This window comes from Streptomyces sp. MMBL 11-1 (genome assembly GCF_028622875.1).
Classification (GTDB): Bacteria; Actinomycetota; Actinomycetes; order Streptomycetales; family Streptomycetaceae; genus Streptomyces.
In genome coordinates, this window is the sequence record NZ_CP117709.1 from 5,174,392 (window position 1) to 5,195,583 (window position 21,192).

The 21,192-nt window shown below is 72.8% G+C and carries 20 protein-coding genes; 8 read left to right on the forward strand and 12 right to left on the reverse strand.

The features are described 5' to 3' along the window. Positions 1 to 8: 8 nt before the first annotated feature. From PSQ21_RS23230 to deoC, 3 genes are read right to left on the reverse strand one after another with little or no spacing between them, the layout of a single operon-like run. A complete protein-coding gene (locus PSQ21_RS23230) occupies positions 9 to 938 on the reverse strand; it encodes an aldehyde dehydrogenase family protein (RefSeq protein ID WP_274032664.1) in 930 nt (309 codons plus the stop codon). Further along, positions 928 to 2,367, reverse strand: coding sequence for an aldehyde dehydrogenase family protein (locus tag PSQ21_RS23235; RefSeq protein WP_274032665.1), 1,440 nt, complete (start codon positions 2,365 to 2,367; stop codon positions 928 to 930). Before PSQ21_RS23235 ends, PSQ21_RS23230 begins: the two co-directional genes overlap by 11 nt. Before the next feature lie 5 nt (positions 2,368 to 2,372). Then, positions 2,373 to 3,320 (reverse strand): deoxyribose-phosphate aldolase, encoded by a 948-nt coding sequence (gene deoC, locus PSQ21_RS23240; protein WP_274035895.1) that lies wholly within the window; start codon positions 3,318 to 3,320, stop codon positions 2,373 to 2,375. 205 nt (positions 3,321 to 3,525) lie between these two features. Between deoC and PSQ21_RS23245 the strand changes: the two genes are divergently transcribed. Next, positions 3,526 to 4,164 carry a PH domain-containing protein gene (locus PSQ21_RS23245; protein ID WP_274032666.1) on the forward strand — a complete coding sequence of 213 codons (639 nt, stop codon included), beginning with the start codon at positions 3,526 to 3,528 and terminating at the stop codon, positions 4,162 to 4,164. 74 nt (positions 4,165 to 4,238) lie between these two features. On the opposite strand, the gene PSQ21_RS23250 is transcribed toward PSQ21_RS23245, so the two are convergent. From PSQ21_RS23250 to PSQ21_RS23260, 3 genes are all read right to left on the reverse strand, one after another. Beyond that, positions 4,239 to 5,879: a phospho-sugar mutase gene (locus tag PSQ21_RS23250; protein WP_274032668.1), complete on the reverse strand. Its 1,641-nt coding sequence runs from the start codon at positions 5,877 to 5,879 to the stop codon at positions 4,239 to 4,241. A gap of 268 nt (positions 5,880 to 6,147) precedes the next feature. Next, positions 6,148 to 6,972, reverse strand: a complete 825-nt coding sequence (locus PSQ21_RS23255; RefSeq protein ID WP_274032669.1) for a purine-nucleoside phosphorylase — start codon at positions 6,970 to 6,972, stop codon at positions 6,148 to 6,150. Positions 6,973 to 7,088: 116 nt separating this feature from the next. After that, positions 7,089 to 7,526 carry a gamma-glutamylcyclotransferase gene (locus PSQ21_RS23260; RefSeq protein ID WP_097866233.1) on the reverse strand — a complete coding sequence of 146 codons (438 nt, stop codon included), beginning with the start codon at positions 7,524 to 7,526 and terminating at the stop codon, positions 7,089 to 7,091. Positions 7,527 to 7,798: 272 nt separating this feature from the next. On the opposite strand from PSQ21_RS23260, the gene PSQ21_RS23265 reads away from it, so the two are divergent. Continuing rightward, entirely contained in the window at positions 7,799 to 9,238 is a 1,440-nt protein-coding gene (locus tag PSQ21_RS23265) for an NAD(P)H-quinone dehydrogenase (RefSeq protein WP_274032670.1), read from the forward strand. 207 nt (positions 9,239 to 9,445) lie between these two features. Beyond that, complete coding sequence (locus PSQ21_RS23270; protein ID WP_274032671.1) at positions 9,446 to 10,408, forward strand: DeoR/GlpR family DNA-binding transcription regulator; 963 nt, start codon at positions 9,446 to 9,448, stop codon at positions 10,406 to 10,408. 77 nt (positions 10,409 to 10,485) lie between these two features. On the opposite strand, the gene PSQ21_RS23275 is transcribed toward PSQ21_RS23270, so the two are convergent. Both PSQ21_RS23275 and PSQ21_RS23280 read right to left on the reverse strand, forming a co-directional pair. Further along, entirely contained in the window at positions 10,486 to 11,064 is a 579-nt protein-coding gene (locus tag PSQ21_RS23275; RefSeq protein WP_443334427.1) for a TetR/AcrR family transcriptional regulator, read from the reverse strand. A 135-nt stretch (positions 11,065 to 11,199) separates the two neighbouring features. Continuing rightward, entirely contained in the window at positions 11,200 to 12,954 is a 1,755-nt protein-coding gene (locus PSQ21_RS23280) for an acetyl/propionyl/methylcrotonyl-CoA carboxylase subunit alpha (protein WP_274032673.1), read from the reverse strand. Between the two features lie 365 nt (positions 12,955 to 13,319). Between PSQ21_RS23280 and PSQ21_RS23285 the strand changes: the two genes are divergently transcribed. Further along, the gene (locus PSQ21_RS23285; RefSeq protein WP_274032674.1) at positions 13,320 to 13,766 is read left to right on the forward strand and encodes a hypothetical protein; all 447 of its coding nucleotides are present in this window, start codon (positions 13,320 to 13,322) and stop codon (positions 13,764 to 13,766) included. Positions 13,767 to 13,790: 24 nt separating this feature from the next. On the opposite strand, the gene PSQ21_RS23290 is transcribed toward PSQ21_RS23285, so the two are convergent. The 4 genes from PSQ21_RS23290 to PSQ21_RS23305 all read right to left on the reverse strand — a co-directional run bounded on the left by PSQ21_RS23290 (position 13,791) and on the right by PSQ21_RS23305 (position 16,498). Continuing rightward, on the reverse strand, positions 13,791 to 14,402 hold the full coding sequence (locus PSQ21_RS23290; RefSeq protein ID WP_047178448.1) for a nucleoside triphosphate pyrophosphatase: 612 nt from the start codon (positions 14,400 to 14,402) through the stop codon (positions 13,791 to 13,793). A gap of 43 nt (positions 14,403 to 14,445) precedes the next feature. Beyond that, a complete protein-coding gene (gene mmpB / locus PSQ21_RS23295; RefSeq protein ID WP_274032677.1) occupies positions 14,446 to 14,574 on the reverse strand; it encodes a morphogenic membrane protein MmpB in 129 nt (42 codons plus the stop codon). Positions 14,575 to 14,673: 99 nt separating this feature from the next. Continuing rightward, positions 14,674 to 14,880: an acyl-CoA carboxylase epsilon subunit gene (locus PSQ21_RS23300; protein WP_030086852.1), complete on the reverse strand. Its 207-nt coding sequence runs from the start codon at positions 14,878 to 14,880 to the stop codon at positions 14,674 to 14,676. Positions 14,881 to 14,917: 37 nt separating this feature from the next. Next, positions 14,918 to 16,498 (reverse strand): acyl-CoA carboxylase subunit beta, encoded by a 1,581-nt coding sequence (locus tag PSQ21_RS23305; protein ID WP_274032680.1) that lies wholly within the window; start codon positions 16,496 to 16,498, stop codon positions 14,918 to 14,920. Between the two features lie 155 nt (positions 16,499 to 16,653). Here PSQ21_RS23305 and PSQ21_RS23310 point away from each other — a divergent pair, with 155 nt between their 5' ends. From PSQ21_RS23310 to PSQ21_RS23325, 4 genes are all read left to right on the forward strand, one after another. Next, the gene (locus tag PSQ21_RS23310; protein ID WP_274032682.1) at positions 16,654 to 17,523 is read left to right on the forward strand and encodes a biotin--[acetyl-CoA-carboxylase] ligase; all 870 of its coding nucleotides are present in this window, start codon (positions 16,654 to 16,656) and stop codon (positions 17,521 to 17,523) included. 178 nt (positions 17,524 to 17,701) lie between these two features. After that, positions 17,702 to 18,901, forward strand: a complete 1,200-nt coding sequence (locus PSQ21_RS23315; protein WP_274032684.1) for an adenylate/guanylate cyclase domain-containing protein — start codon at positions 17,702 to 17,704, stop codon at positions 18,899 to 18,901. Between the two features lie 155 nt (positions 18,902 to 19,056). Then, a complete protein-coding gene (locus PSQ21_RS23320) occupies positions 19,057 to 19,869 on the forward strand; it encodes an enoyl-CoA hydratase/isomerase family protein (protein WP_274032686.1) in 813 nt (270 codons plus the stop codon). A gap of 128 nt (positions 19,870 to 19,997) precedes the next feature. Further along, the gene (locus PSQ21_RS23325) at positions 19,998 to 21,152 is read left to right on the forward strand and encodes a GGDEF domain-containing protein (protein WP_274032687.1); all 1,155 of its coding nucleotides are present in this window, start codon (positions 19,998 to 20,000) and stop codon (positions 21,150 to 21,152) included. Positions 21,153 to 21,192: the final 40 nt, after the last annotated feature.

The window sequence follows — 21,192 nt, forward strand, 5'->3', positions numbered from 1 at the left end:
GGTGTCCGTCAGTACGAGGAGCCGGCCGCTCCCAGGGCGCCCGTCGGGTGCCACACCGTCTTGGTCTCCAGGAACGCCGTCAGGCGGTGCGTGCCGGGGGAGGCCGTCCAGTCCGCGAAATCCGCCCCGCCGTCCGCCCCGCCGTCCGCGTCCGCCGGCCCCGGGCGCAGGACACGCTTCAGGTTGTCCGCGGCCGCGATCTCCAGCTCCTTCGCCAGGGCGGTGTCCGCCCCGGTGAGGTCGATCGCGTTGACGTCCTGGTGGGCGGCGAGCGGGGCCGCCAGCTCCGCCGTGACGCCGGACAGGATGTTGACCACGCCGCCGGGCACGTCCGAGGTGGCCAGCACCTCGCCCAGCGAGAGCGCGGGCAGCGGGGCGTCGGCCGAGGCGACGACGACCGCCGTGTTGCCGGTCGCGATGACCGGGGCGATCACCGAGACCAGCCCGAGGAACGACGACTTCCGCGGCGCGAGGACCGCGACGACGCCCGTCGGCTCGGGGGTGGAGAGGTTGAAGAAGGGGCCCGCGACCGGGTTCGCCCCGCCGGAGATCTGCCCGATCTTGTCGGTCCAGCCCGCGTACCAGACCCAGCGGTCGATCGCCGCGTCGACGACGGCCGCCGCCTTGGACTTCGACAGCCCCTCGGAGGCGGCCACCTCACGGACGAACTGGTCCTTGCGGCCCTCCAGCATCTCCGCGACGCGGTAGAGGACCTGGCCCCGGTTGTACGCGGTCGCGCCCGACCAGCCGCCGAACGCCTTGCGCGCGGCCACGACCGCGTCGCGCGCGTCCTTGCGGGAGGACTGCGGCGCGTTCGCCAGCCACTGGCCCTTGGAGTCGCTCACCTCGTACACCCGGCCGCTCTCGGAGCGGGGGAACTTGCCCCCGACGTACAGCTTGTAGGTCTTGAAGACGCCAAGTCGGTTGTTATCGGACATCGAGGTACGCCTCCAGGCCGTGGCGGCCGCCCTCGCGGCCGTAGCCCGACTCCTTGTAGCCGCCGAACGGCGACGTCGGGTCGAACTTGTTGAACGTGTTGGCCCAGACGACGCCCGCGCGGAGCTTGTTCGCCACCGCGAGGATGCGGGAGCCCTTCTCCGTCCAGATGCCCGCCGAGAGGCCGTACTGACTGTTGTTGGCCTTGGCGACCGCCTCGTCCGGGGTGCGGAACGTCAGGACGGAGAGCACCGGGCCGAAGATCTCGTCGCGGGCCACCGTGTGCGCCTGGGTGACGTTCGTGAAGAGCGTCGGGGCGAACCAGTAACCCGACGACGGCAGTTCACAGGGGGCGCTCCAGCGCTCCGCGCCCTCCGCCTCGCCGGTCTCCACCAGGGCGGTGATCCGGGCCAGCTGCTCGGCGGAGTTGATCGCGCCGATGTCGGTGTTCTTGTCCAGCGGGTCGCCCAGGCGCAGCGTGGACAGCCGGCGCTTCAGCGCGTCCAGCACCTCGTCCCGCACCGACTCCTGGACCAGCAGCCGGGAGCCCGCGCAGCAGACCTGGCCCTGGTTGAAGAAGATCCCGGTGACGATGCCCTCGACGGCCTGGTCGATCGGCGCGTCGTCGAACACGATGTTCGCGCCCTTGCCGCCCAGCTCCAGGGTGACCTTCTTGTCCGTGCCCGCGACGGAGCGCGCGATGGCCTTGCCGACGGCGGTCGAGCCGGTGAAGGCGACCTTGTTCACGTCCGGGTGCGTGACGAGGGCCTCGCCCGCGTCCCCGTAACCGGTCAGGATGTTGACGACGCCCTTCGGCAGACCCGCCTGGCGGCAGATGTCCGCGAAGAACAGAGCGCTGAGCGGGGTCGTCTCGGCGGGCTTCAGGACCACCGTGTTGCCCGTGGCGAGCGCCGGGGCGATTTTCCACGCGAGCATCAGCAGCGGGAAGTTCCACGGGATGACCTGGCCGGCCACGCCCAGCGGACGGGGGTTCGCCCCGTACCCCGCGTGGTCCAGCTTGTCGGCCCAGCCCGCGTAGTAGAAGAAGTGCGCCGCGACCAGCGGGAGGTCCGCGTCGCGGGTCTCCTTGATCGGCTTGCCGTTGTCGAGGGTTTCGAGAACGGCGAGCTCGCGGCTGCGCTCCTGGATGATCCGGGCGATCCGGAACAGGTACTTGGCGCGCTCGGAGCCGGGCAGCGCCGACCACTTCTCGAACGCCTTGCGGGCCGCCTTCACGGCCCGGTCCACGTCCGCCGCGCCGGCCCGCGCGACCTCGGAGAGGACTTCCTCGCTGCTCGGCGAGACGGTCTTGAAGACCTTGCCGTCGGCGGCCTCGGTGAACTCGCCGTCGATGAACAGCCCGTAGGAGGGCGCGATGTCGACGACGGCGCGGGACTCCGGCGCCGGTGCGTACTCGAATGCGGATGCCATGGCGATCAGTCCACCGTCACGTAATCGGGGCCGGAGTAACGGCCGGTGCTGAGCTTCTGGCGCTGCATCAGCAGGTCGTTGAGCAGGCTGGAGGCACCGAACCGGAACCAGTGCGGGTCCAGCCAGTCCTCGCCCGCGGTCTCGTTCACCAGCACCAGGAACTTCACCGCGTCCTTGGTGGTGCGGATGCCGCCGGCCGGCTTCACCCCGATCTGCACGCCGGTGGCCGCCCGGAAGTCCCGGACCGCCTCCAGCATGAGGAGGGTGTTGGCGGGGGTGGCGTTGGTGGCCACCTTGCCGGTCGAGGTCTTGATGAAGTCCGCGCCCGCCAGCATCCCGATCCAGGAGGCCCGGCGGATGTTGTCGTACGTGGACAGCTCACCGGTCTCGAAGATCACCTTGAGGCGGGCGGCCCCGCACTCCGCCTTCACGGCGAGGATCTCCTCGTACACCTTCAGGAACCGGCCGGAGAGGAACGCCCCCCGGTCGATCACCATGTCGATCTCGTCGGCCCCGGCCGCCACGGCGTCGCGGACGTCCGCGAGCTTGACGTCCAGCGCGGCGCGGCCCGCCGGGAAGGCGGTCGCCACGGACGCCACCTTCACGCCGGAGCCGGCCAGCGCGGCGGCGGCGGTGGCCGCCATGTCGGGATAGACGCAGACCGCGGCGGTGCGTGGGGTCGTGCGGTCCGTCGGGTCGGGGTGGACGGCCTTGGCGGCGAGCGCCCGGACCTTGCCCGGGGTGTCCGCGCCTTCCAGCGTCGTCAGGTCGATCATCGAGATGGCGAGATCGATGGCGTACGCCTTGGCCGTCGTCTTGATCGAACGGGTTCCGAGGGAGGCGGCGCGCGCTTCGAGGCCGACGGCGTCGACGCCGGGCAGCCCGGACAGGAAGCGGCGCAGCGCACTGTCGGACGCCGTCGCGTCGGAAAATGCGGGAGCAGTGGTGGGCATGGTCACCAGAGGAGCATATCTACGCGCGTAGCGACCTGTACAGGGGGCCGGGCCATCCGTGCGTCCCGCACCCGGCCCTCCACGCGTTCCGCTTCCGGGTGCCGTGCGCGCGGCCGACCCGCCCGACGGGCGCGGGGCCGACCCGCCTGACGGGCGCGGGCGGCCGCTCCGCCGCCCTCCGCGCCCGTCAGGCAGAATCGGCCCCATGACGAGCCCCACACCTTCCGCGGAGCCGCCCCCCGCGACACGGACCTACCGTTCCGTCGCCGCGCTGGTCTGCGGGTCGCTGCTGCTCCTGCTGATCGCCTGGATGGCCGGCGACGCCATGATCCGGGGCGAGGGACGGGTGCCCTGGCTGGCGGCGGCCGCGCTGCTCCTCGTGGTGCCGCTGGTCGTGGCGTTCACCCTGCGGCCCGCCGTCTTCGCGGACGACGAGCGCATCCGGGTCCGCAACCCGTTCCGGACGATCCGGCTGCCCTGGACCGAGGTCGCCGACGTACGGGCCTCGTACTCCTCCGAGCTGCTCGCCCGGGACGGCACGAAGTACCAACTGTGGGCCATCCCGGTCTCCCTGCGCGCCCGCAAGCGCGCGGCGCGCAGCGCGGCCCGCGCGGCGCACGACGACCCCTACGGCCGCACCTCCGTCAGCGCCGACGTCCGCGACTCCGCCGCGCGCACCGCGTCCGCCGACCAGACCGTCCGCGACCTGCGGGACATCGCCGAGCGGGCCGGCGACACGACCCCCGAGGGCGCGGACCGGGGCTCCGTGCGCTGGGCGTACGAAGTGATCGTCCCGGCCGTCGCGGGGGCCGTCCTGCTGGTGGTGCTGGGGGCGACCGGCTGAGGCCGACGCCACCGAACGCCGAAGGGCCGGCACACCCGGGAGGGGTGCCGGCCCTTCGGTGTGGGAGCGGTCCGTCAGATCCCCGCCGCCGCCGCGAGGCCCCGCTTGATCCCGGCGAGCAGCTCCGCGCCCCGGGCCCGCGCGGCGGGCAGCCCGGCCGCGTCCGCCACCGGGACGACGACCTCCAGGTAGCACTTCAGCTTCGGCTCGGTGCCGCTCGGGCGGACGATCACCCGCGCGCCCTCCAGGTGGTAGCGCAGACCGTCGGTGGGCGGCAGCCGGTCCGTGCCCAGCGCCAGGTCCTCGGCCGAGGTGACGGCGAGACCCGCCAGCGCGGTCGGCGGCTGCTCCCGGAGCCGGGCCATGGCGTCCGCGATGACCGACAGGTCCTCCACCCGCACCGAGAGCTGGTCGGTGGCGTGCAGGCCGTGCGCGATCGCCAGGTCGTCCAGCAGATCCAGCAGCGTGCGGCCCTGCTCCTTGAGTACGGAGGCGAGCTCGGCGACGAGCAGGGCGGCGGTGATGCCGTCCTTGTCGCGGACGCCCTCGGGGTCGACGCAGTAGCCGAGCGCCTCCTCGTACCCGTACCGCAGGCCGTCCACCCGGGCGATCCACTTGAAGCCCGTCAGGGTCTCCTCGTGGCCGAGGCCCGCCTTCTCGGCGATCCGGCCGAGCAGCGACGACGACACGATCGACTCGGCGAACACGCCGCTCACGCCCCGCTCCACCAGGTGCGCGGCGAGCAGCGCGCCCACCTCGTCGCCGCGCAGCATCCGCCAGCCGCCCTCCGTGGCGGTGTCGGGCACGGCGACGGCGCAGCGGTCCGCGTCCGGGTCGTTGGCGATGACCAGGTCCGGCGCGGCCCGGCGCGCGGTGGCGAAGGCGAGATCCATCGCGCCGGGCTCCTCCGGGTTGGGGAAGGCCACGGTGGGGAACGCGGGGTCGGGCTCGGCCTGCTCGGCGACGAGGACCGGCGCGGGGAACCCGGCCCGCTCGAACGCGGCGGTCAGCACGGAGGTGCCGACGCCGTGCATCGCCGTGTATACCGCGCGAGCCGTACGGGGGCTGCCGGGGGCCAGGACCGCGTCCGTACGGGCGAGGTAGGCGTCCAGGACCTCGTCGCCGAGGATCTCCCAGCCGTCCTCGGGGCGCACCACGCCCGCCAGCGGGCCGACCGCGTCGATGGCGGCGGCGATCTCGCCGTCGGCCGGGGGCACGATCTGCGAGCCGTCGCCGAGGTAGACCTTGTAGCCGTTGTCGCGCGGCGGGTTGTGGCTGGCGGTGACCTCGACCCCGGCGACCGCGCCCAGATGCCTTATGGCGTACGCCAGTACGGGGGTGGGGAGCGGGCGGGGCAGCACGGCGGCGCGCAGCCCGGCCCCGGTCATCACGGCCGCCGTGTCGCGTGCGAAGTCCGCCGACTTGTAGCGGGCGTCGTAGCCGATGACGACGAGCCCGCCCTCCTCGCCCCGCGCCTTGAGGTAGGCGGCGAGGCCCGCCGCCGCCCGGATCACCACGGACCGGTTCATCCGCATCGGCCCGGCCCCCAGCTCCCCGCGCAGCCCGGCGGTGCCGAACTGGAGCGTGCCCGCGAAGCGGTCGGTGAGCTCCCGGGTGTCACCCGCCTCGATGAGCGCGCCCAGTTCCGCGCGCGTCTCGGGGTCGGGGTCCTCGGCCAGCCAGGTCCTGGCCTGCGCGATGAGGTCGTGCTGCACGGGGGCCGCCTTTCGGGGGTCTGTAAGGGGGTACGGGGGTGGGGTACGGGTGGGGCGGGGGTGCGGGTGGGCGTGCGGGGCGGGCGCTGCGCGGGCTGTTCCCCTCCCCGCCCCTTCCCGAAACCGGGGCTCCGCCCCGGACCCCGGTCCTCAAACGCCGGACGGGCTGAAATACGCAGCCGGGGCGGGCTGAAAATACGCAACCCAGCGGGCGGGAAGCGCAACCGGGCGGGCTGAAAATGCGCAACCGGGCCGGCCGTGGCACGGCCTAGACGCGCTCCAGCACCCTCGCCAGCAGCGCGCCCATCCGGGTCGCCGAGTCGCGGCCGGCCTGGAGGACCTCCTCATGGTTGAGGGGTTCTCCGGACATGCCCGCCGCCAGGTTGGTGACGAGGGAGAGTCCGAGCACCTCGGCGCCCGCCTCCCGGGCCGCGATGGCCTCCAGGACCGTGGACATGCCCACCAGGTCGCCGCCCATGACCCGGACCATGTTGATCTCGGCCGGGGTCTCGTAGTGCGGGCCGGGGAGCTGGACGTAGACGCCCTCCTCGAGGGTGGCGTCGATCTCCTTGCACAGCGCGCGCAGCCGCGGGGAGTACAGGTCGGTCAGGTCGACGAAGTTGGCGCCGATGATCGGGGAGGCGGCCGTCAGGTTGATGTGGTCGCTGATCAGGACCGGCTGTCCCGGGCGCATGCCCTCGCGCAGACCGCCGCAGCCGTTCGTCAGGATGACGGTCCCGCAGCCCGCGGCCACCGCCGTACGGACCCCGTGCGCGACGGCGGCGACGCCCCGGCCCTCGTAGTAGTGCGTGCGGCCGAGGAAGACCAGCGCGCGCTTCTCGCCGATCCTGTACGAGCGGACCGTGCCGCCGTGGCCCTCGACGGCGGGCGCCGGGAAGCCGGGCAGCTCGGTCACGGGGAACTCGGCCTCCGGGACGCCGAGTGCTTCGCCCGCGGGCGCCCAGCCGGAGCCCATGACCAGGGCGACGTCATGGGTCTCGGCGCCGGTCAGCTCGCGCAGGCGGGCGGCGGCCCCGGCGGCGGCGGCCTGCGGGTCGCCCTGGATGTTGTCCGGAATAACTGATGCGTTCACGCGGACGAGCGTAACCGCTGAATCCCTACGCGCGTAGATGTCCGGGCGCAAAGACGCGTCGCGGGTCCTTGTGCTTTTGCACGAAGACGGCGTGACCGGGCCCTGGTCCGCCCTGGTCAGCAGGGACGCTTGCGCAGTTCCATCACGTAGTCGTGCGGTGCGCCGGAGGATTCCGCGGCGTCCGCGATCTCGCCCAGATAGCGGGCCGAGGGCAGCCCGCCCTCGTACCCGTTCAGCACGTACATCCAGGCCGGCTCCTCACCGTCCAGGGTGTGCACGCGCACGCGCATCCGCCGGTAGATGTCGAGCCCGACACCCTCCCAGCGGTCCATCGAGTCCTCGTCCATCGGCGCCAGGTCGTACAGCGCGACGAAGACCTGGGAGCGCGGAGCCTCCACCACGGTGGCCAGCGCCCCCTCCCAGCCCATCTGCTCCCCGCCGAAGGTCAGCCGCCAGCCGTTGAGCCAGCCGGTGCTGCGCATCGGTGAATGCGGGGCGCGGCGAGTCATGAGCCGCGCGTCGAGGTTGCCGGCGTACGCGGCGTAGAGCGACATGGGACCGAGGGTACGGGAGGTGGGCGCGGGAGCGGCGGTTCCTGTGACGAAGGCCCCGGTCGGGGGAGTGCGCGGCGGGTCCGCGGCCCCGTGCTTGACGGCTCGTTCCCCTGCGGCGGACGCCTTCTTTCCCGTATGGAGGGCCCCGGGGCGAAGCCCTTTGGCGCGTGCGGGACAATGGAGTACGTACTGCATTCCCCCGGGGCGATCCCCCGGACCCCCGGCCGGGGCGGCAGACGGCCGCGGGTTACACAACGCGAGGCGGACTTTTCGTGACCCGGATCGTGATCATCGGCGGCGGCCCCGGCGGCTACGAAGCAGCCCTGGTGGGCGCCCAGCTCGGCGCGGAGGTGACCGTCGTCGACTGCGACGGTCTGGGCGGGGCCTCGGTCCTCACCGACTGCGTGCCCTCGAAGACCCTGATCGCCACGGCCGAGGTGATGACCACCTTCGACTCCTCGTACGAGGAGCTGGGCATCATCGTCGCCGACGACACCCCGCACGTGGAGCAGGCCGCCCGGGTCGTCGGCGTGGACCTCGGCAAGGTCAACCGCAGGGTCAAGCGCCTCGCGCTCGCCCAGTCCCACGACATCACCGCCTCGGTCACCCGGGCCGGTGCCCGCGTGATGCGCGGCCGGGGCCGGCTCGACGGGCTCCAGGCCGCCGACGGGTCCCGCCAGGTCGTCGTCACCGCCGCCGACGGCACCGAGGAGCGGCTAACCGCCGACGCCGTGCTGATAGCGACCGGTGGCCGCCCCCGGGAGATCCCGGACGCGCAGCCGGACGGCGAGCGCATCCTGAACTGGACCCAGGTCTACGACCTCGACGAGCTTCCCGAGGAGCTCATCGTCGTCGGCTCCGGTGTCACCGGAGCCGAGTTCGCCGGGGCCTACCAGGCGCTCGGCTCGCGCGTCACCCTCGTCTCCTCCCGGGACCGGGTGCTGCCCGGCGAGGACCCGGACGCCGCGGCCGTCCTGGAGGACGTCTTCCGCCGCCGCGGGATGAACGTCATGGCCCGCTCCCGCGCCCAGTCCGCCAAGCGTGTCGGCGACCGGGTCGAGGTGACGCTGGCCGACGGCCGGGTCATCAGCGGCTCGCACTGCCTGATGGCGGTCGGCGCGATCCCGAACACCGCGGGCATGGGCCTGGAGGAGGCCGGCGTACGGCTCAAGGACTCCGGGCACGTCCTCACCGACCGGGTCTCGCGCACCAGCGCCCCCGGCGTCTACGCGGCCGGTGACGTCACCGGGATCTTCGCGCTGGCCTCGGTCGCCGCGATGCAGGGCCGCATCGCGATGTACCACTTCCTGGGCGACGCGGTCGCCCCGCTGAACCTCAAGGCCGTCTCCGCCAACGTCTTCACCGACCCGGAGATCGCCACCGTCGGCTACAGCCAGGCCGAGGTCGACGCGGGCAAGATCGAGGCCCGGGTGGTGAAGCTGCCGCTGCTGCGCAATCCGCGCGCCAAGATGCAGGGCATCCGCGACGGCTTCGTCAAGATCTTCTGCCGTCCCGGTACGGGGATCGTGGTCGGCGGCTGCGTGGTCGCCCCGCGCGCCAGCGAGCTGATCCACCCCATCTCGATCGCGGTCGACAACAACCTGACGGTGGAGCAGATCGCCAACGCGTTCACCGTGTACCCGTCCCTGTCCGGATCGATCGCCGAAGTGGCCCGGCAGCTGCACACCCGCAAGCTCACGGGCGAGGACTGAGAGCCCGGGAAGAGCGGCATTTCCGGCATCTCGCCGCCACCTGGCGGCAGTCCGGGCGGTGCGAGGACCGCCTGACGACCGCCTGACGATCACTGCTGAACAACAGAGGGGCCTCCTATACCACTTGGAGGCCCCTTTGAAGTACAACTTCTGTTATTCGGCGCAAACTGCTGAAAACTCACCGGCGGCCAGGTTACTGTCAGTTTCGTGTTCGCTGCAGAACGTCGTCAATTGATCCTCGAAATGGTGCGTGCCAACGGGGCGGTATCGCTCCGTGAGCTCGCCCGCGTCGTCCAGACCTCCGAAGTGACCGTACGGCGGGACGTGCGGGCACTGGAGGCAGAAGGACTCCTCGACCGCCGGCACGGCGGTGCGGTCTTGCCGGGCGGTTTCACGCGGGAGTCCGGCTTTCCGCAGAAATCCCATCTCTCCACCGCGGAGAAGACCGCTATCGCCGACCTCGCCGCAAGCCTCGTCGGCGAGGGCGAGGCCATCGTGGTCGGCGCCGGCACGACCACGCAGGAGCTGGCCCGCCGGCTCGCGCGGGTCCCCGGTCTGACCGTCGTCACCAACTCCCTGCTGGTGGCCCAGGCGTTGGCCCACGCCAACCGGGTGGAAGTCGTCATGACCGGCGGCACCCTGCGCGGGAGCAACTACGCGCTGGTGGGCAGCGGGGCCGAGCAGTCCCTCCAGGGGCTGCGGGTCTCCCGGGCCTTCCTCTCCGGGAGCGGCCTCACGGCGGAGCGCGGCCTGTCCACCTCCAACATGCTCTCGGCCAGCGTCGACCGGGCTCTCGTACAGGCCGCCGCGGAGGTGGTCGTCCTGGCGGACCACACCAAGCTCGGCTCGGACACCATGTTCCAGACGGTGCCCACCGAGCTGATCACCCGTCTGGTGACGGACGAGCCCCCGCTCCACGACGAGCGGGCCGCCGCCGAGCTCCAGTCCCTGGCGGACCAGGGTGTGGAGATCACGGTGGCCGGTCCGGGCGCGGACGCGTCCGGCGGGGACGGCGGCCCTCCGGGGCGTCAGCCCCGCCGGGAGATGCCGCTCCCCGGCCAGCGGCGCACGCAGAACGGCGGTCTCGGGCCGCAGCTCCGCAGTGCCTCCGCCTTGGCGGACGTGCCCGGCGAGCAGCGGGCCCGGGTGGCGGACCTGCGGCGGCGTTAGGCCCGCGTCGGGGGCGCTGCCCCCGAGCCCCCGCTCCTCAGACGCCGGAGGGGTTTGATCTGCCGCCGCAGGACCCGCTACTTCAGCCCGCGCAGCGTCAGCCGCAGCAGCCGCTCCGCCAACTCCGGGTCGTCGGGCGACTGCTCGGCTGCCAGCGCGATCGCGTTGGTGAGCTGGAGCAGATCGTCGATCGAGACGTCGGCCCGCACCGACCCGCTCTCCTGGGCCCGGCGCAGCAGCCCCGCGCCCGCCTCCCGGAGCGGCAGATGGCACTGCGCGAGGGCCGAGGTCTCGTTGCGCGAGGCGGACATCAGGCCGTGGGCCAGGCCGCGGTACTCACCCGCATGAGTGACGATCGCGCCCAGCCAGTCCACCAGCGCCCGGCACGGGGCTTCCGCCGCCGCCAGCTCCCGGGAGCGGTCCAGGAGCGAGCACAGGGCGTCCTGGAAGACCGCGTTCATCAGGGCGTCCCGGTTCGGGAAGTGCCGGTAGAGGGTGCCGATGCCCACACCCGCCCGCCGGGCGATGTCCTCCAGCGACGCGTCCGTACCGTGCTCGGCGAAGGACCTGCGGGCCTCACCCACCAGCCGGTCGTGGTTCCGGCGCGCGTCCGCGCGCATCGGCCGGGCCGGCGCCTGTGCCGTGCTCGTCTCCATCGGGATCGCCCCTGCCATGGCTTCCGCCCCTCCCTCGGTCCTCGGACCCTCGTGGGTTCCAGGATGCCACTGTGCCGAAGGGCCCGGCCCGCGTCGTCACGACGTGGACCGGGCCCTTCGGGGCGTGCCGGGCGGTCAGTCCTTGATCTCGCAGATCAGGGCGCCGGAGGTGACGGAGGCGCCGACCTCGGCGGCGAGGCCCTTGACGGTGCCGGAGCGGTGCGCGTTGAGCGGCTGCTCCATCTTCATGGCCTCCAGGACGACGACGAGGTCGCCCTCCTTGACCTCCTGGCCCTCCTCCACCGCGATCTTGACGATGGTGCCCTGCATGGGCGAGGCGAGGCTGTCGCCCGAGGCGGCGGAGCCGGCCTTCTTCGCGGCGCGGCGCTTGGGCTTCGCACCGGCGGCGAGGCCGGTGCGGGCCAGCGACATGCCCAGCGAGGACGGCAGCGACACCTCCAGGCGCTTGCCGCCGACCTCGACGACGACGGTCTCCCGTCCGGCCTCGTCCTCCGCGTCCGCGTCCGCGGGGGCGGCGAAGGGCTTGATGTCGTTGACGAACTCGGTCTCGATCCACCGCGTGTGGACGGTGAACGGGTCCGCCGTGAAGGCGGGGTCCGCGACGACGGCACGGTGGAAGGGGATGGCGGTGGCCATGCCCTCGACGGTGAACTCCGCCAGCGCGCGGGCGGCGCGCTGGAGCGCCTGCTCGCGGGTCGCGCCGGTCACGATGAGCTTGGCGAGCAGGGAGTCCCAGGCGGGGCCGATCACGCTGCCCGACTCGACGCCCGCGTCGAGGCGGACGCCGGGGCCGGTCGGCGGGGCGAAGGTGGTGACGGTGCCGGGGGCGGGCAGGAAGCCGCGGCCCGGGTCCTCGCCGTTGATACGGAACTCGAAGGAGTGACCGCGCACGGCGGGGTCGTCGTAGCCGAGCTCCTCGCCGTCGGCGATGCGGAACATCTCGCGTACGAGGTCGATGCCCGTGACCTCTTCGGTGACGGGGTGCTCGACCTGGAGGCGGGTGTTGACCTCCAGGAACGAGATGGTTCCGTCGACGCCGACGAGGAACTCGACCGTGCCGGCGCCGACGTAGCCGGCTTCCTTCAGGATCGCCTTCGACGCCGCGTACAGCTCCTCGTTCTGCGCCTGGCTCAGGAAGGGGGCCGGGGCCTCCTCCACGAGCTTCTGGTGGCGGCGCTGGAGCGAACAGTCACGGGTGGAGACGACGACCACGTTGCCGTGGGTGTCGGCCAGGCACTGGGTCTCCACGTGGCGCGGCTTGTCGAGGTAGCGCTCGACGAAGCACTCGCCCCGGCCGAACGCCGCCACGGCCTCGCGGACCGCGGAGTCGTACAGCTCCGGGATCTCCTCCAGCGTGCGGGCCACCTTCAGGCCGCGACCGCCGCCACCGAAGGCGGCCTTGATCGCGATCGGCAGTCCGTTCCGCTCGGCGAACGCGACGACCTCGTCGGACCCGGAGACCGGGTCCGGGGTGCCGGCCACCAGCGGGGCGCCCGCGCGCTGGGCGATGTGCCGGGCGGCAACCTTGTCGCCGAGGTCGCGGATGGCCTGCGGCGGCGGGCCGATCCAGGTCAGCCCGGCGTCCAGGACGGCCTGGGCGAACTCCGCGTTCTCCGACAGGAATCCGTAACCGGGGTGGACCGCGTCCGCCCCCGAATCCGCCGCGGCCCGCAGCACCTTGGCCATGTCCAGATAGCTGGCGGCCGGGGTGTCACCGCCCAGGGCGAACGCCTCGTCCGCCGCCCGGACATGCAGCGCGTCCCGGTCCGGCTCGGCGTAGACCGCGACGCTCGCGATCCCCGCGTCCCGGCACGCCCGAGCAACGCGGACAGCGATTTCGCCACGGTTGGCGATGAGCACCTTGCGCACGATGACTCCCTCCTCGAAACAAGCTGAGTTTAGGGACTACCGACACGGCCGTACGACCCGTCCCCAATGGTGAGCTTGCCCACACGGAGTGTGATCCGAGGCTTGCCCCAGTAGTGAAATCCCTTGTGGCACCACGGTACGCCGCGATCCTCCACCGCACAGTAACCAGCCGGTGTGGTGCAGGTCTCTGTCTTTAGGGTCAACGCCTCACGGTGTTTCTTTGTGGAGTCCCTACGAACGGCCGCGACATTCTTTGCCCGGCGCACGGGCCCGTCCCGTCCCTGTCGCACCTCTTGTCCGACGGAATACCCGTGAGTAGGGTCCGCGCTACGCACGTACTGCAGGTAACAGGGGGTGGAACGGTCATGCGCAGATGGGTGGCGATCGCGACCGCGCTCGTGCTGTCCGGGGAGGCGGTGGGCATCGTGCTCATCAACGCCGTCCTGGCCACGGTCGCCGAGAACCAGAACATGTCGCTCGCCGGTCTGGACCCGGACGCCATGTCCACCGGCACCTGGGTGATGGGCGGCGTCTTCGGGCTGCTGCTGGTCCTGTGCGGGCTGGTCGCCCTGCTGGCCGGGGCCCGCGACCGTGCCCCGGGGCGCCTCGGACGCGTCACCCTGATCGGCTGCGCGGTCGTGCACGGCGTCCTCGGCGCGGTCACCGTCGGCCTGGTGGGCTGGGGCGCCTTCGCGTTCATGATGCTCGTGCTCGCCCTGCTGGTGTTCACGCTGCTGGCGTACGGGCCCGGGCCCCGGGCCGAGGACGGCGTGAGCGACGAGGCCGGCCCGGCGGCGGCCCGGACCGCCTAGAACCCGCACCGGGCCCACCGTGGCTCAGACCCACAGCTCCGTCACGGAGACGTCCAGTTCGCCCAGCAGCCGGCGCAGCAGCGGCAGCGAGAGCCCGATGACATTGCCGTGGTCGCCCTCGATGGAGTCGACGAACGGGGCCGAGCGGCCGTCCAGCGTGAACGCCCCCGCGACATGGAGCGGTTCGCCCGAGGCCACGTACGCGGCGACCTCGGCGTCGCTCGGCTCGCCGAACCGTACGACCGTGGACGCCGTCGCCGACGCCGTACGGCCGGAGGCTGTGTCGATCACGCTGTGCCCGGTCCGCAGGACACCCGACCGGCCACGCATCGACTTCCAGCGGGCGGTGGCCTCCTCGGCGTCGGCCGGCTTGCCCAGCGCCTCGCCGTCCAGCTCCAGTACCGAGTCGCAGCCGATGACCAGGGCGCCCGCCGCCTCGGGGCGCTCCGCGACCGCCGCCGCCTTGGCCCGGGCCAGGACGAGCGCCAGCTCGGCGGGGGTCGGCGCGCTCAGCGCGTCCTCGTCCACCCCGCTGACGATCACCTCGGGGGCGAACCCGGCCTGGCGCAGCAGACCGAGACGGGCGGGGGAGGCGGAGGCGAGCACGAGACGGCGCTGATCAGTCATGCGCGCCATCGTAGAAGGGCCCGTGGGGGCCGGGGAGCCGAGGGCCCGCCGCTCAGCGGATGCCGAGCACGAACATCGCCACCAGCATCGCCAGCGCCAGCAGGACGCCCGCTCTGCGCAGCATGGCCTGGGCGTCGCGCAGTTCCTTCGGCGGCTTGTTCTCGGGGTCGGACCACAGCATGCTCCCGATCCTGCTGCGCCGCCCGCCCCCACGCCTGAGTACAGGTACTCAAAGCCGCCCCCGATCGGGACGGGGGCGGCTCGCGGCCGGTCCGGCGGCTCAGGCCGGCCAGTACGTCCGGGCCCAGGCGCGGGGGCCCGGACGAGGGCGGCCGGTGCGGGCGATGCGTCCCGGGTCGGACCACTGCTCGGGCGGCAGCGGCGCGCCGGACGAGACGGCGGACGCCGCCGCGGCGCGCGCCCGGACCACCGCCAGCGCGGCGGCCAGCTCCTCCGGGGTGGGGTTGCCCCGTACGACCTTGATCATGGGCGGACCTTTCTGCGAACGGGCGGGCGTACGGCTGCTAGAGCGGGATGTTGCCGTGCTTCTTCGGAGGCAGGGTTTCCCGCTTCGTCCGCAGTTGACGCAGCCCCTTGACGATGTGGGCCCGGGTGTCGGACGGCATGATCACCGCGTCGACGTAGCCGCGCTCGGCCGCCACGTACGGATTGAGCAGCGCGTCCTCGTAGTCCGCCATCAGCTCGGCCCGCGTCGCGTCCGGGTCCTCGGCGGCGGCGATGGCGCGGCGGTGCAGGATGTTCACCGCGCCCTGCGCCCCCATGACGGCGATCTGCGCGGTCGGCCAGGCGAGGTTCAGGTCGGCGCCCAGGTGCTTGGAGCCCATCACGTCGTACGCCCCGCCGAACGCCTTGCGGGTGATGACGGTGATCAGCGGGACCGTCGCCTCCGCGTAGGCGTAGATCAGCTTCGCGCCGCGCCGGATGATGCCGCCGTACTCCTGGTCCACGCCCGGCAGGAAGCCCGGCACGTCCACGAAGGTGACGACGGGGACGTTGAACGCGTCGCAGGTGCGGACGAAGCGGGCCGCCTTCTCGCTGGCGTTGATGTCCAGACAGCCGGCGAACTGCATCGGCTGGTTGGCGACGATGCCGACCGGGTGGCCCTCGACCCGGCCGAAGCCCGTGATGATGTTCGGCGCGAACAGGGCCTGGGTCTCCAGGAACTCGCCGTCGTCCAGCACGTGCTCGATCGCGGTGTGCATGTCGTACGGCTGGTTCGCCGAGTCCGGGATGAGCGTGTCCAGCTCGCGGTCCTCGTCGGTGGTGGCGAGGTCCGCCTCCTCCGGGAAGGCCGGGGCCTCGGAGAGGTTGTTCGACGGGAGGTAGGACAGCAGCGACTTGACGTACTCGATGGCGTCCTTCTCGTCGCCCGCCATGTGGTGCGCCACCCCGGAGGTGGTGTTGTGCGTACGGGCGCCGCCCAGCTCCTCGAAGCCGACGTCCTCGCCGGTGACCGTCTTGATGACGTCGGGGCCGGTGATGAACATGTGCGAGGTCTGGTCGACCATCACCGTGAAGTCGGTGATCGCGGGGGAGTAGACCGCACCGCCCGCGCACGGGCCGACGATCAGCGAGATCTGCGGGATCACCCCGGAGGCGTGCACGTTGCGGCGGAAGATCTCGGCGAACAGGCCGAGCGCGGCGACGCCCTCCTGGATGCGCGCGCCGCCGCCGTCGTTGATGCCGATGACCGGACAGCCGGTCTTCAGCGCGAAGTCCATGACCTTGACGATCTTCTCGCCGTAGACCTCGCCGAGCGAACCGCCGAAGATCGTGAAGTCCTGCGAGTACACGCAGACCGGGCGGCCGTCGACCGTGCCGTAACCGGTGACGACTCCGTCCCCGTACGGGCGGTTCTTCTCGATGCCGAAGTTGGTGGAGCGGTGCCGGGCGAACTCGTCGAGCTCCACGAAGGAGCCCTCGTCCAGCAGCAGCCCGACCCGCTCACGGGCCGTCAGCTTGCCCTTGGCGTGCTGCTTCTCGACCGCGCGGGCCGAACCGGCGTGCGTCGCTTCGTCGATGCGGCGCGTCAGGTCCGCGAGCTTGCCCGCGGTGGTGTGGATGTCGCTTAGCGGCTCGGACATCGGGGGGCGGCTCCCTGCCTGGTCACGGGGACGACGTCTGGCACCGGTCACGGGGGGACGGCCAGCTGTCAGTCCGGCTCTGGCTACTGACTCGTAGGGTATCGGCGCGCCTCCGGAAAGGCAGTGCGTCCTTTGCCACACCTAGGCTGGGTTGCATGACACCACCGGATGCGCCACACAACCGCTGGTCGGATCTCGACCGGCCGCCCCTCAACGTGACCGCGCTGCGGCGCGGACTGCTGCGGCCGGACGCGCTGTGGACGTCGCTGGAGGTCGTGGGGTCCACCGGATCGACCAACACCGACCTCGCCGCGCAGGCCCGCGGCGGAGCGGCGGGCGAGGGCACGGTGCTGGTCGCCGAGGAGCAGACCGCGGGGCGTGGACGGCTGGAGCGGAGCTGGACCGCACCGCCCCGCTCCGGGCTGTTCCTCTCGGTGTACCTGGAGCCCGGTGACATCCCCGCGGAGCGGTGGGGGTGGGTGCCGCTGCTGGCCGGGGTCGCCGCCGCGACCGGGCTCGCGAAGGCGGCGGGTGTCGACATGTCGCTGAAGTGGCCCAACGATCTGCTGGTCTCGGTGGAGGGGGAGGAACGCAAGACGGGCGGCATCCTCGGCGAGTTCGCCGGGGACGGCATCGTCGTCGGCCTGGGCATCAACGTCTCGCTCCGCGCCGACGAGCTGCCCGCCCCCACCGCCGGGTCGCTGGCGCTCGCCGGAGCGGTCTCCACCGACCGGGAGACCCTGCTGCGCGCCGTCCTGCGATCGCTGGAGCACTGGTACGGCCAGTGGAAGGCGGCCGGCGGCGACGCGGCCGCGAGCGGGCTCCAGGCCGCCTACGCGGCGGGCTGCGCGACGCTGGACCGGACCGTGCGGGCGGAGCTGCCGGGGGGAACGGCCCTGGTCGGCGAGGCGGTCGCGATCGACGGGGACGGGCGTCTCGTCCTCTCCACCGAGGGCGGACTCCAGCGGCCGGTGTCGGCCGGGGACATCGTCCACCTGCGGGGCGCGGCGGGCGGCCTGACCTGAGAGGGGCCGCGCCCCCGACGGGCGTACGGGCGGATACCGCGTATGCCTGGGATGTCACGCGCGACGCACCGGGGGCGGGCCGCCAAGGACGTGAGCTGGGGCACACCTGCCGTATCGTTGAGGCGATCCAGCGACAGATCGGCAGGGCAGTGCGCAGGGAACGGGCAGGAGGCGGCTGGTGACCGTCGGCGACACGACGTCCGGTGCGGGTGAGGAGCCCGGGCCGGACTCCTCGGTCCACGCCACACCCCACCACGAGGTCGACCACACGGTGGAGCCGACCGACGACCCCCTCGCCATCCGCCTCGAAGCGCTGATCCTGGGGGCCGACCGGCGCTACACGCCCTTCCAGGCGGCCCGCACCGCCGGGGTCTCCATGGACCTGGCCTCCCGGTTCTGGCGGGCCATGGGCTTCGCCGACATCGGCCAGGCCAAGGCGCTCACCGAGGCCGACGTGCTCGCCCTGCGACGGCTCGCCGGCCTCGTCGAGGCAGGGCTGCTCAGCGAGCCGATGGCGATCCAGGTCGCCCGCTCCACGGGGCAGACCACCGCCCGGCTGGCGGAGTGGCAGATCGACTCGTTCCTGGAGGGGCTGACCGAGCCGCCCGAGCCCGGCATGACCCGCACCGAGGTCACGTATCCGCTGGTCGAGCTGTTGCTCCCGGAGCTCCAGGAGTTCCTCGTCTACGTGTGGCGGCGCCAGCTCGCCGCCGCCACCGGCCGGGTCGTGCAGGCCGCGGACGACGAGGAGATGGTCGACCGGCGGCTCGCCGTCGGCTTCGCGGACCTGGTCGGCTTCACCCGGCTGACCCGACGCCTGGAGGAGGAGGAGCTCGGCGAACTGGTCGAGTCCTTCGAGACAACCGCCGCCGACCTGGTCGCCGCGCACGGCGGCCGGCTCATCAAGACCCTCGGAGACGAGGTCCTGTTCGCCGCCGACGACGCGGGCACGGCCGCCGAGATAGCGCTCCGCCTGATCGAGGCGATGTCCCAGGACGAGACGATGCCCGCCTTGCGCGTCGGTATCGCCTTCGGCACGGTCACCACCCGGATGGGCGATGTCTTCGGCACCACGGTGAACCTCGCCAGCCGGCTCACCTCGATAGCGCCGAAGGACGCCGTCCTGGTCGACGGGGCGTTCGCCAAGGAACTGGTCCGGCACGGCGACGCCCCGGAGTCCGAGGCGCAGGCCGCCGAGGCCGTCGCGGCCGCCGCCGAACGGGCCCGGCTCGCCGAGAAGGAGGGCCGCGAGCCCGACGACGAGCCGCCGCTGCCCACGTACCGCTTCGGACTCCAGCCGATGTGGCAGCGTCCGGTGCGCGGCCTCGGAGTGGTGGAGCCGTGGCTGCTGGCCCGGCGGGGGAAGACCGGCTCCTGAGCGCGGTCCGCCCCTTCGGCGAGCCTCCGTCCTCGCGCCCCCGCCCCGGTCGTCACGCCCCCCGCGCCGTCCCGCCCTGTCGGGGCGGCGCCGTCCTGTCTAGGATCCGTGACGGTAACGCTCGTTAACAGGCCGTCCATGACAGGGGTGCAGCCATGACCGTCACGTCCGAGCAGCGGTACGGGGAGTTCGTCGTCGTACGGCGGCACGAGGGGCAGGACCACGTCGCCGAGCTGGTCCTCGACCGGCCCAAGGCCATGAACGCCGTCTCCACCGACATGGCCCGCTCCCTCGCCGCCGCCTGCGACGCGCTCGGCGCCGACCGGGACGTCCGGGCCACCGTCCTGACCTCCAGCCACGAACGGGCCTTCTGCGTGGGCGCCGACCTCAAGGAGCGCAACTCCTTCACCGACGCCGACCTCGTACGTCAGCGGCCCACCGCGCGCGCCGCCTACACCGGGGTCCTGGAGCTGCCGATGCCGGTGATCGCCGCCGTGCACGGCTTCGCCCTCGGTGGCGGCTTCGAGCTCGCCCTCGCCTGCGATGTGATCGTCGCCGACACCACTGCCCTGGTCGGGCTGCCCGAGGTGTCCGTGGGCGTCATCCCGGGCGGCGGGGGTACGCAGCTGCTGCCGCGCCGGGTGGGGGCGGCGCGCGCCGCCGAGCTGGTGTTCAGCGCCCGCCGGGTCGAGGCCGCCGAGGCGCGCGAACTGGGCCTGGTGGACGAGCTGGTCGAGGCGGGCAGGGACCGCGAGGAGGCCCTCGCGCTGGGCGGCCGGATCGCCGCCAACTCGCCGGTCGGGCTGCGTGCGGCCAAGAAGGCGCTCCGGCTGGGCCAGGGGCTCGACCTGCGGGCGGGGCTGGAGGTGGAGGACGCGGCCTGGCGGTCGGTGGCCTTCTCCGGGGACCGGGCGGAGGGGGTGGCGGCGTTCAACGAGAAGCGGCGCCCCGACTGGCCCGGTGAGTGAACCGGGCCAGTCGCCCGGTGAGTGAACCGGAGCGTCGGCTACGCGGAGTGAGTGCGCTTCCGGGAAATAGTTGAACTAGTTACGCATCACATTGATCAAAAGGGAACAAATCTACATAAGCTGTAGCAATGGGTGGTGACGATGTGCGGCTGCGGGCCGTGGTTTCGCTGGCGCAGACCATGGCCGCGGCCTACACGCCGCGCGAATCGTGGCGGGCGGCGGCGCTGGGCGCCTGCGAGGCGCTGAGCGGCAGCTTCGCCGCGCTCTCCGTGTGGGAGCGGGACCGGGGCAGGCTGCGGGTGCTGGTGAACGCGGGGCAGCGGGCCGAGGGGGAGGAGGAGTTCCCCGAGGAGGAGGCCTACCCGGTGCACGAGTTCCCGGAGATCACCGAGTTCCTCCATGAGCGGTGGGCCGGTGGTGGAGAGCCCGACGCGTGGGTGGAGACCGCCGACGGGCAGCCCGGCGCGGGCGGTCCGGCGCGCGGCGCCCGCCCCTACTGCCACCAGCGGGTCGCGGCGCTGCGGCGGCGCGGCCGGGGCTGCTGCGTGGTCGCGCCGATCGTGCTGCACGGCCGGGCCTGGGGCGAGCTGTATGTGGCGCGGCCGGCCGGGCGGCCCGTGTTCGACCGGGCCGACGCGGACTTCGCGACCGTGCTCGCCGCTGTCGTGGCCTCCGGAATCGCCCAGACCGAGCGTCTGGAGGAGGTCCGCAAGCTGGCCTTCACCGACCCGCTGACCGGTCTGGCCAACCGCCGGGCGGTCGACATCCGGCTCGACGAGGCAGTCGAGCGCCACCGTGTCGACGACACGGTCGTCAGCCTCGTCGTCTGCGACCTGAACGGTCTCAAGGCGGTGAACGACACCCACGGCCACGCCATCGGCGACCGTCTGCTGGAACGTTTCGGCTCCGTGCTGTCGCTCTGCGGGGCGATGCTGCCGGAGGCGCTGGCGGCCCGGCTGGGCGGCGACGAGTTCTGCCTGCTCGCGGCGGGCCCCCCGGCCGACGCGGTGGTCGCCGTCGCCACCGAGCTGTGCGACCGGGCGGCGGTGATCGAGCTGGGCGACGGGGTCGCCTGCGGGGTCGCGTCGACCGGCGACCCGATCGGCCCGGTGCGCTCGGCCCGCCGGCTGTTCCGGCTCGCGGACGCCGCCCAGTACCGGGCCAAGGCCGCCCGCTCGCCGGGCCCGGTGGTGGCCGGGCGGGACGGCGAGGTCGTCCGGCTCGCGGACTCCCCGCCGAAGTCCGCGCACGACCGGCGCAGACTCCGCGGCAACCGACCGTGAGCCCGGGTGTGCCGTGCGCCCGGGTGTGCCGGGTGTGCCG

What these genes read in the sequence shown, in the direction of transcription:
- PSQ21_RS23230 (WP_274032664.1), bottom strand. Translation starts at nt 938, where the DNA reads ATGTCCGATAACAACCGACTTGGCGTCTTCAAGACCTACAAGCTGTAC.
- PSQ21_RS23235 (WP_274032665.1), bottom strand. Translation starts at nt 2,367, where the DNA reads ATGGCATCCGCATTCGAGTACGCACCGGCGCCGGAGTCCCGCGCCGTC.
- deoC (WP_274035895.1), bottom strand. Translation starts at nt 3,320, where the DNA reads ATGCCCACCACTGCTCCCGCATTTTCCGACGCGACGGCGTCCGACAGT.
- PSQ21_RS23245 (WP_274032666.1), top strand. Translation starts at nt 3,526, where the DNA reads ATGACGAGCCCCACACCTTCCGCGGAGCCGCCCCCCGCGACACGGACC.
- PSQ21_RS23260 (WP_097866233.1), bottom strand. Translation starts at nt 7,526, where the DNA reads ATGTCGCTCTACGCCGCGTACGCCGGCAACCTCGACGCGCGGCTCATG.
- PSQ21_RS23275 (WP_443334427.1), bottom strand. Translation starts at nt 11,064, where the DNA reads ATGGAGACGAGCACGGCACAGGCGCCGGCCCGGCCGATGCGCGCGGAC.
- PSQ21_RS23285 (WP_274032674.1), top strand. Translation starts at nt 13,320, where the DNA reads ATGCGCAGATGGGTGGCGATCGCGACCGCGCTCGTGCTGTCCGGGGAG.
- PSQ21_RS23290 (WP_047178448.1), bottom strand. Translation starts at nt 14,402, where the DNA reads ATGGCGCGCATGACTGATCAGCGCCGTCTCGTGCTCGCCTCCGCCTCC.
- mmpB (WP_274032677.1), bottom strand. Translation starts at nt 14,574, where the DNA reads ATGCTGTGGTCCGACCCCGAGAACAAGCCGCCGAAGGAACTGCGCGAC.
- PSQ21_RS23300 (WP_030086852.1), bottom strand. Translation starts at nt 14,880, where the DNA reads ATGATCAAGGTCGTACGGGGCAACCCCACCCCGGAGGAGCTGGCCGCC.
- PSQ21_RS23305 (WP_274032680.1), bottom strand. Translation starts at nt 16,498, where the DNA reads ATGTCCGAGCCGCTAAGCGACATCCACACCACCGCGGGCAAGCTCGCG.
- PSQ21_RS23310 (WP_274032682.1), top strand. Translation starts at nt 16,654, where the DNA reads ATGACACCACCGGATGCGCCACACAACCGCTGGTCGGATCTCGACCGG.
- PSQ21_RS23320 (WP_274032686.1), top strand. Translation starts at nt 19,057, where the DNA reads ATGACCGTCACGTCCGAGCAGCGGTACGGGGAGTTCGTCGTCGTACGG.
- PSQ21_RS23325 (WP_274032687.1), top strand. Translation starts at nt 19,998, where the DNA reads ATGGGTGGTGACGATGTGCGGCTGCGGGCCGTGGTTTCGCTGGCGCAG.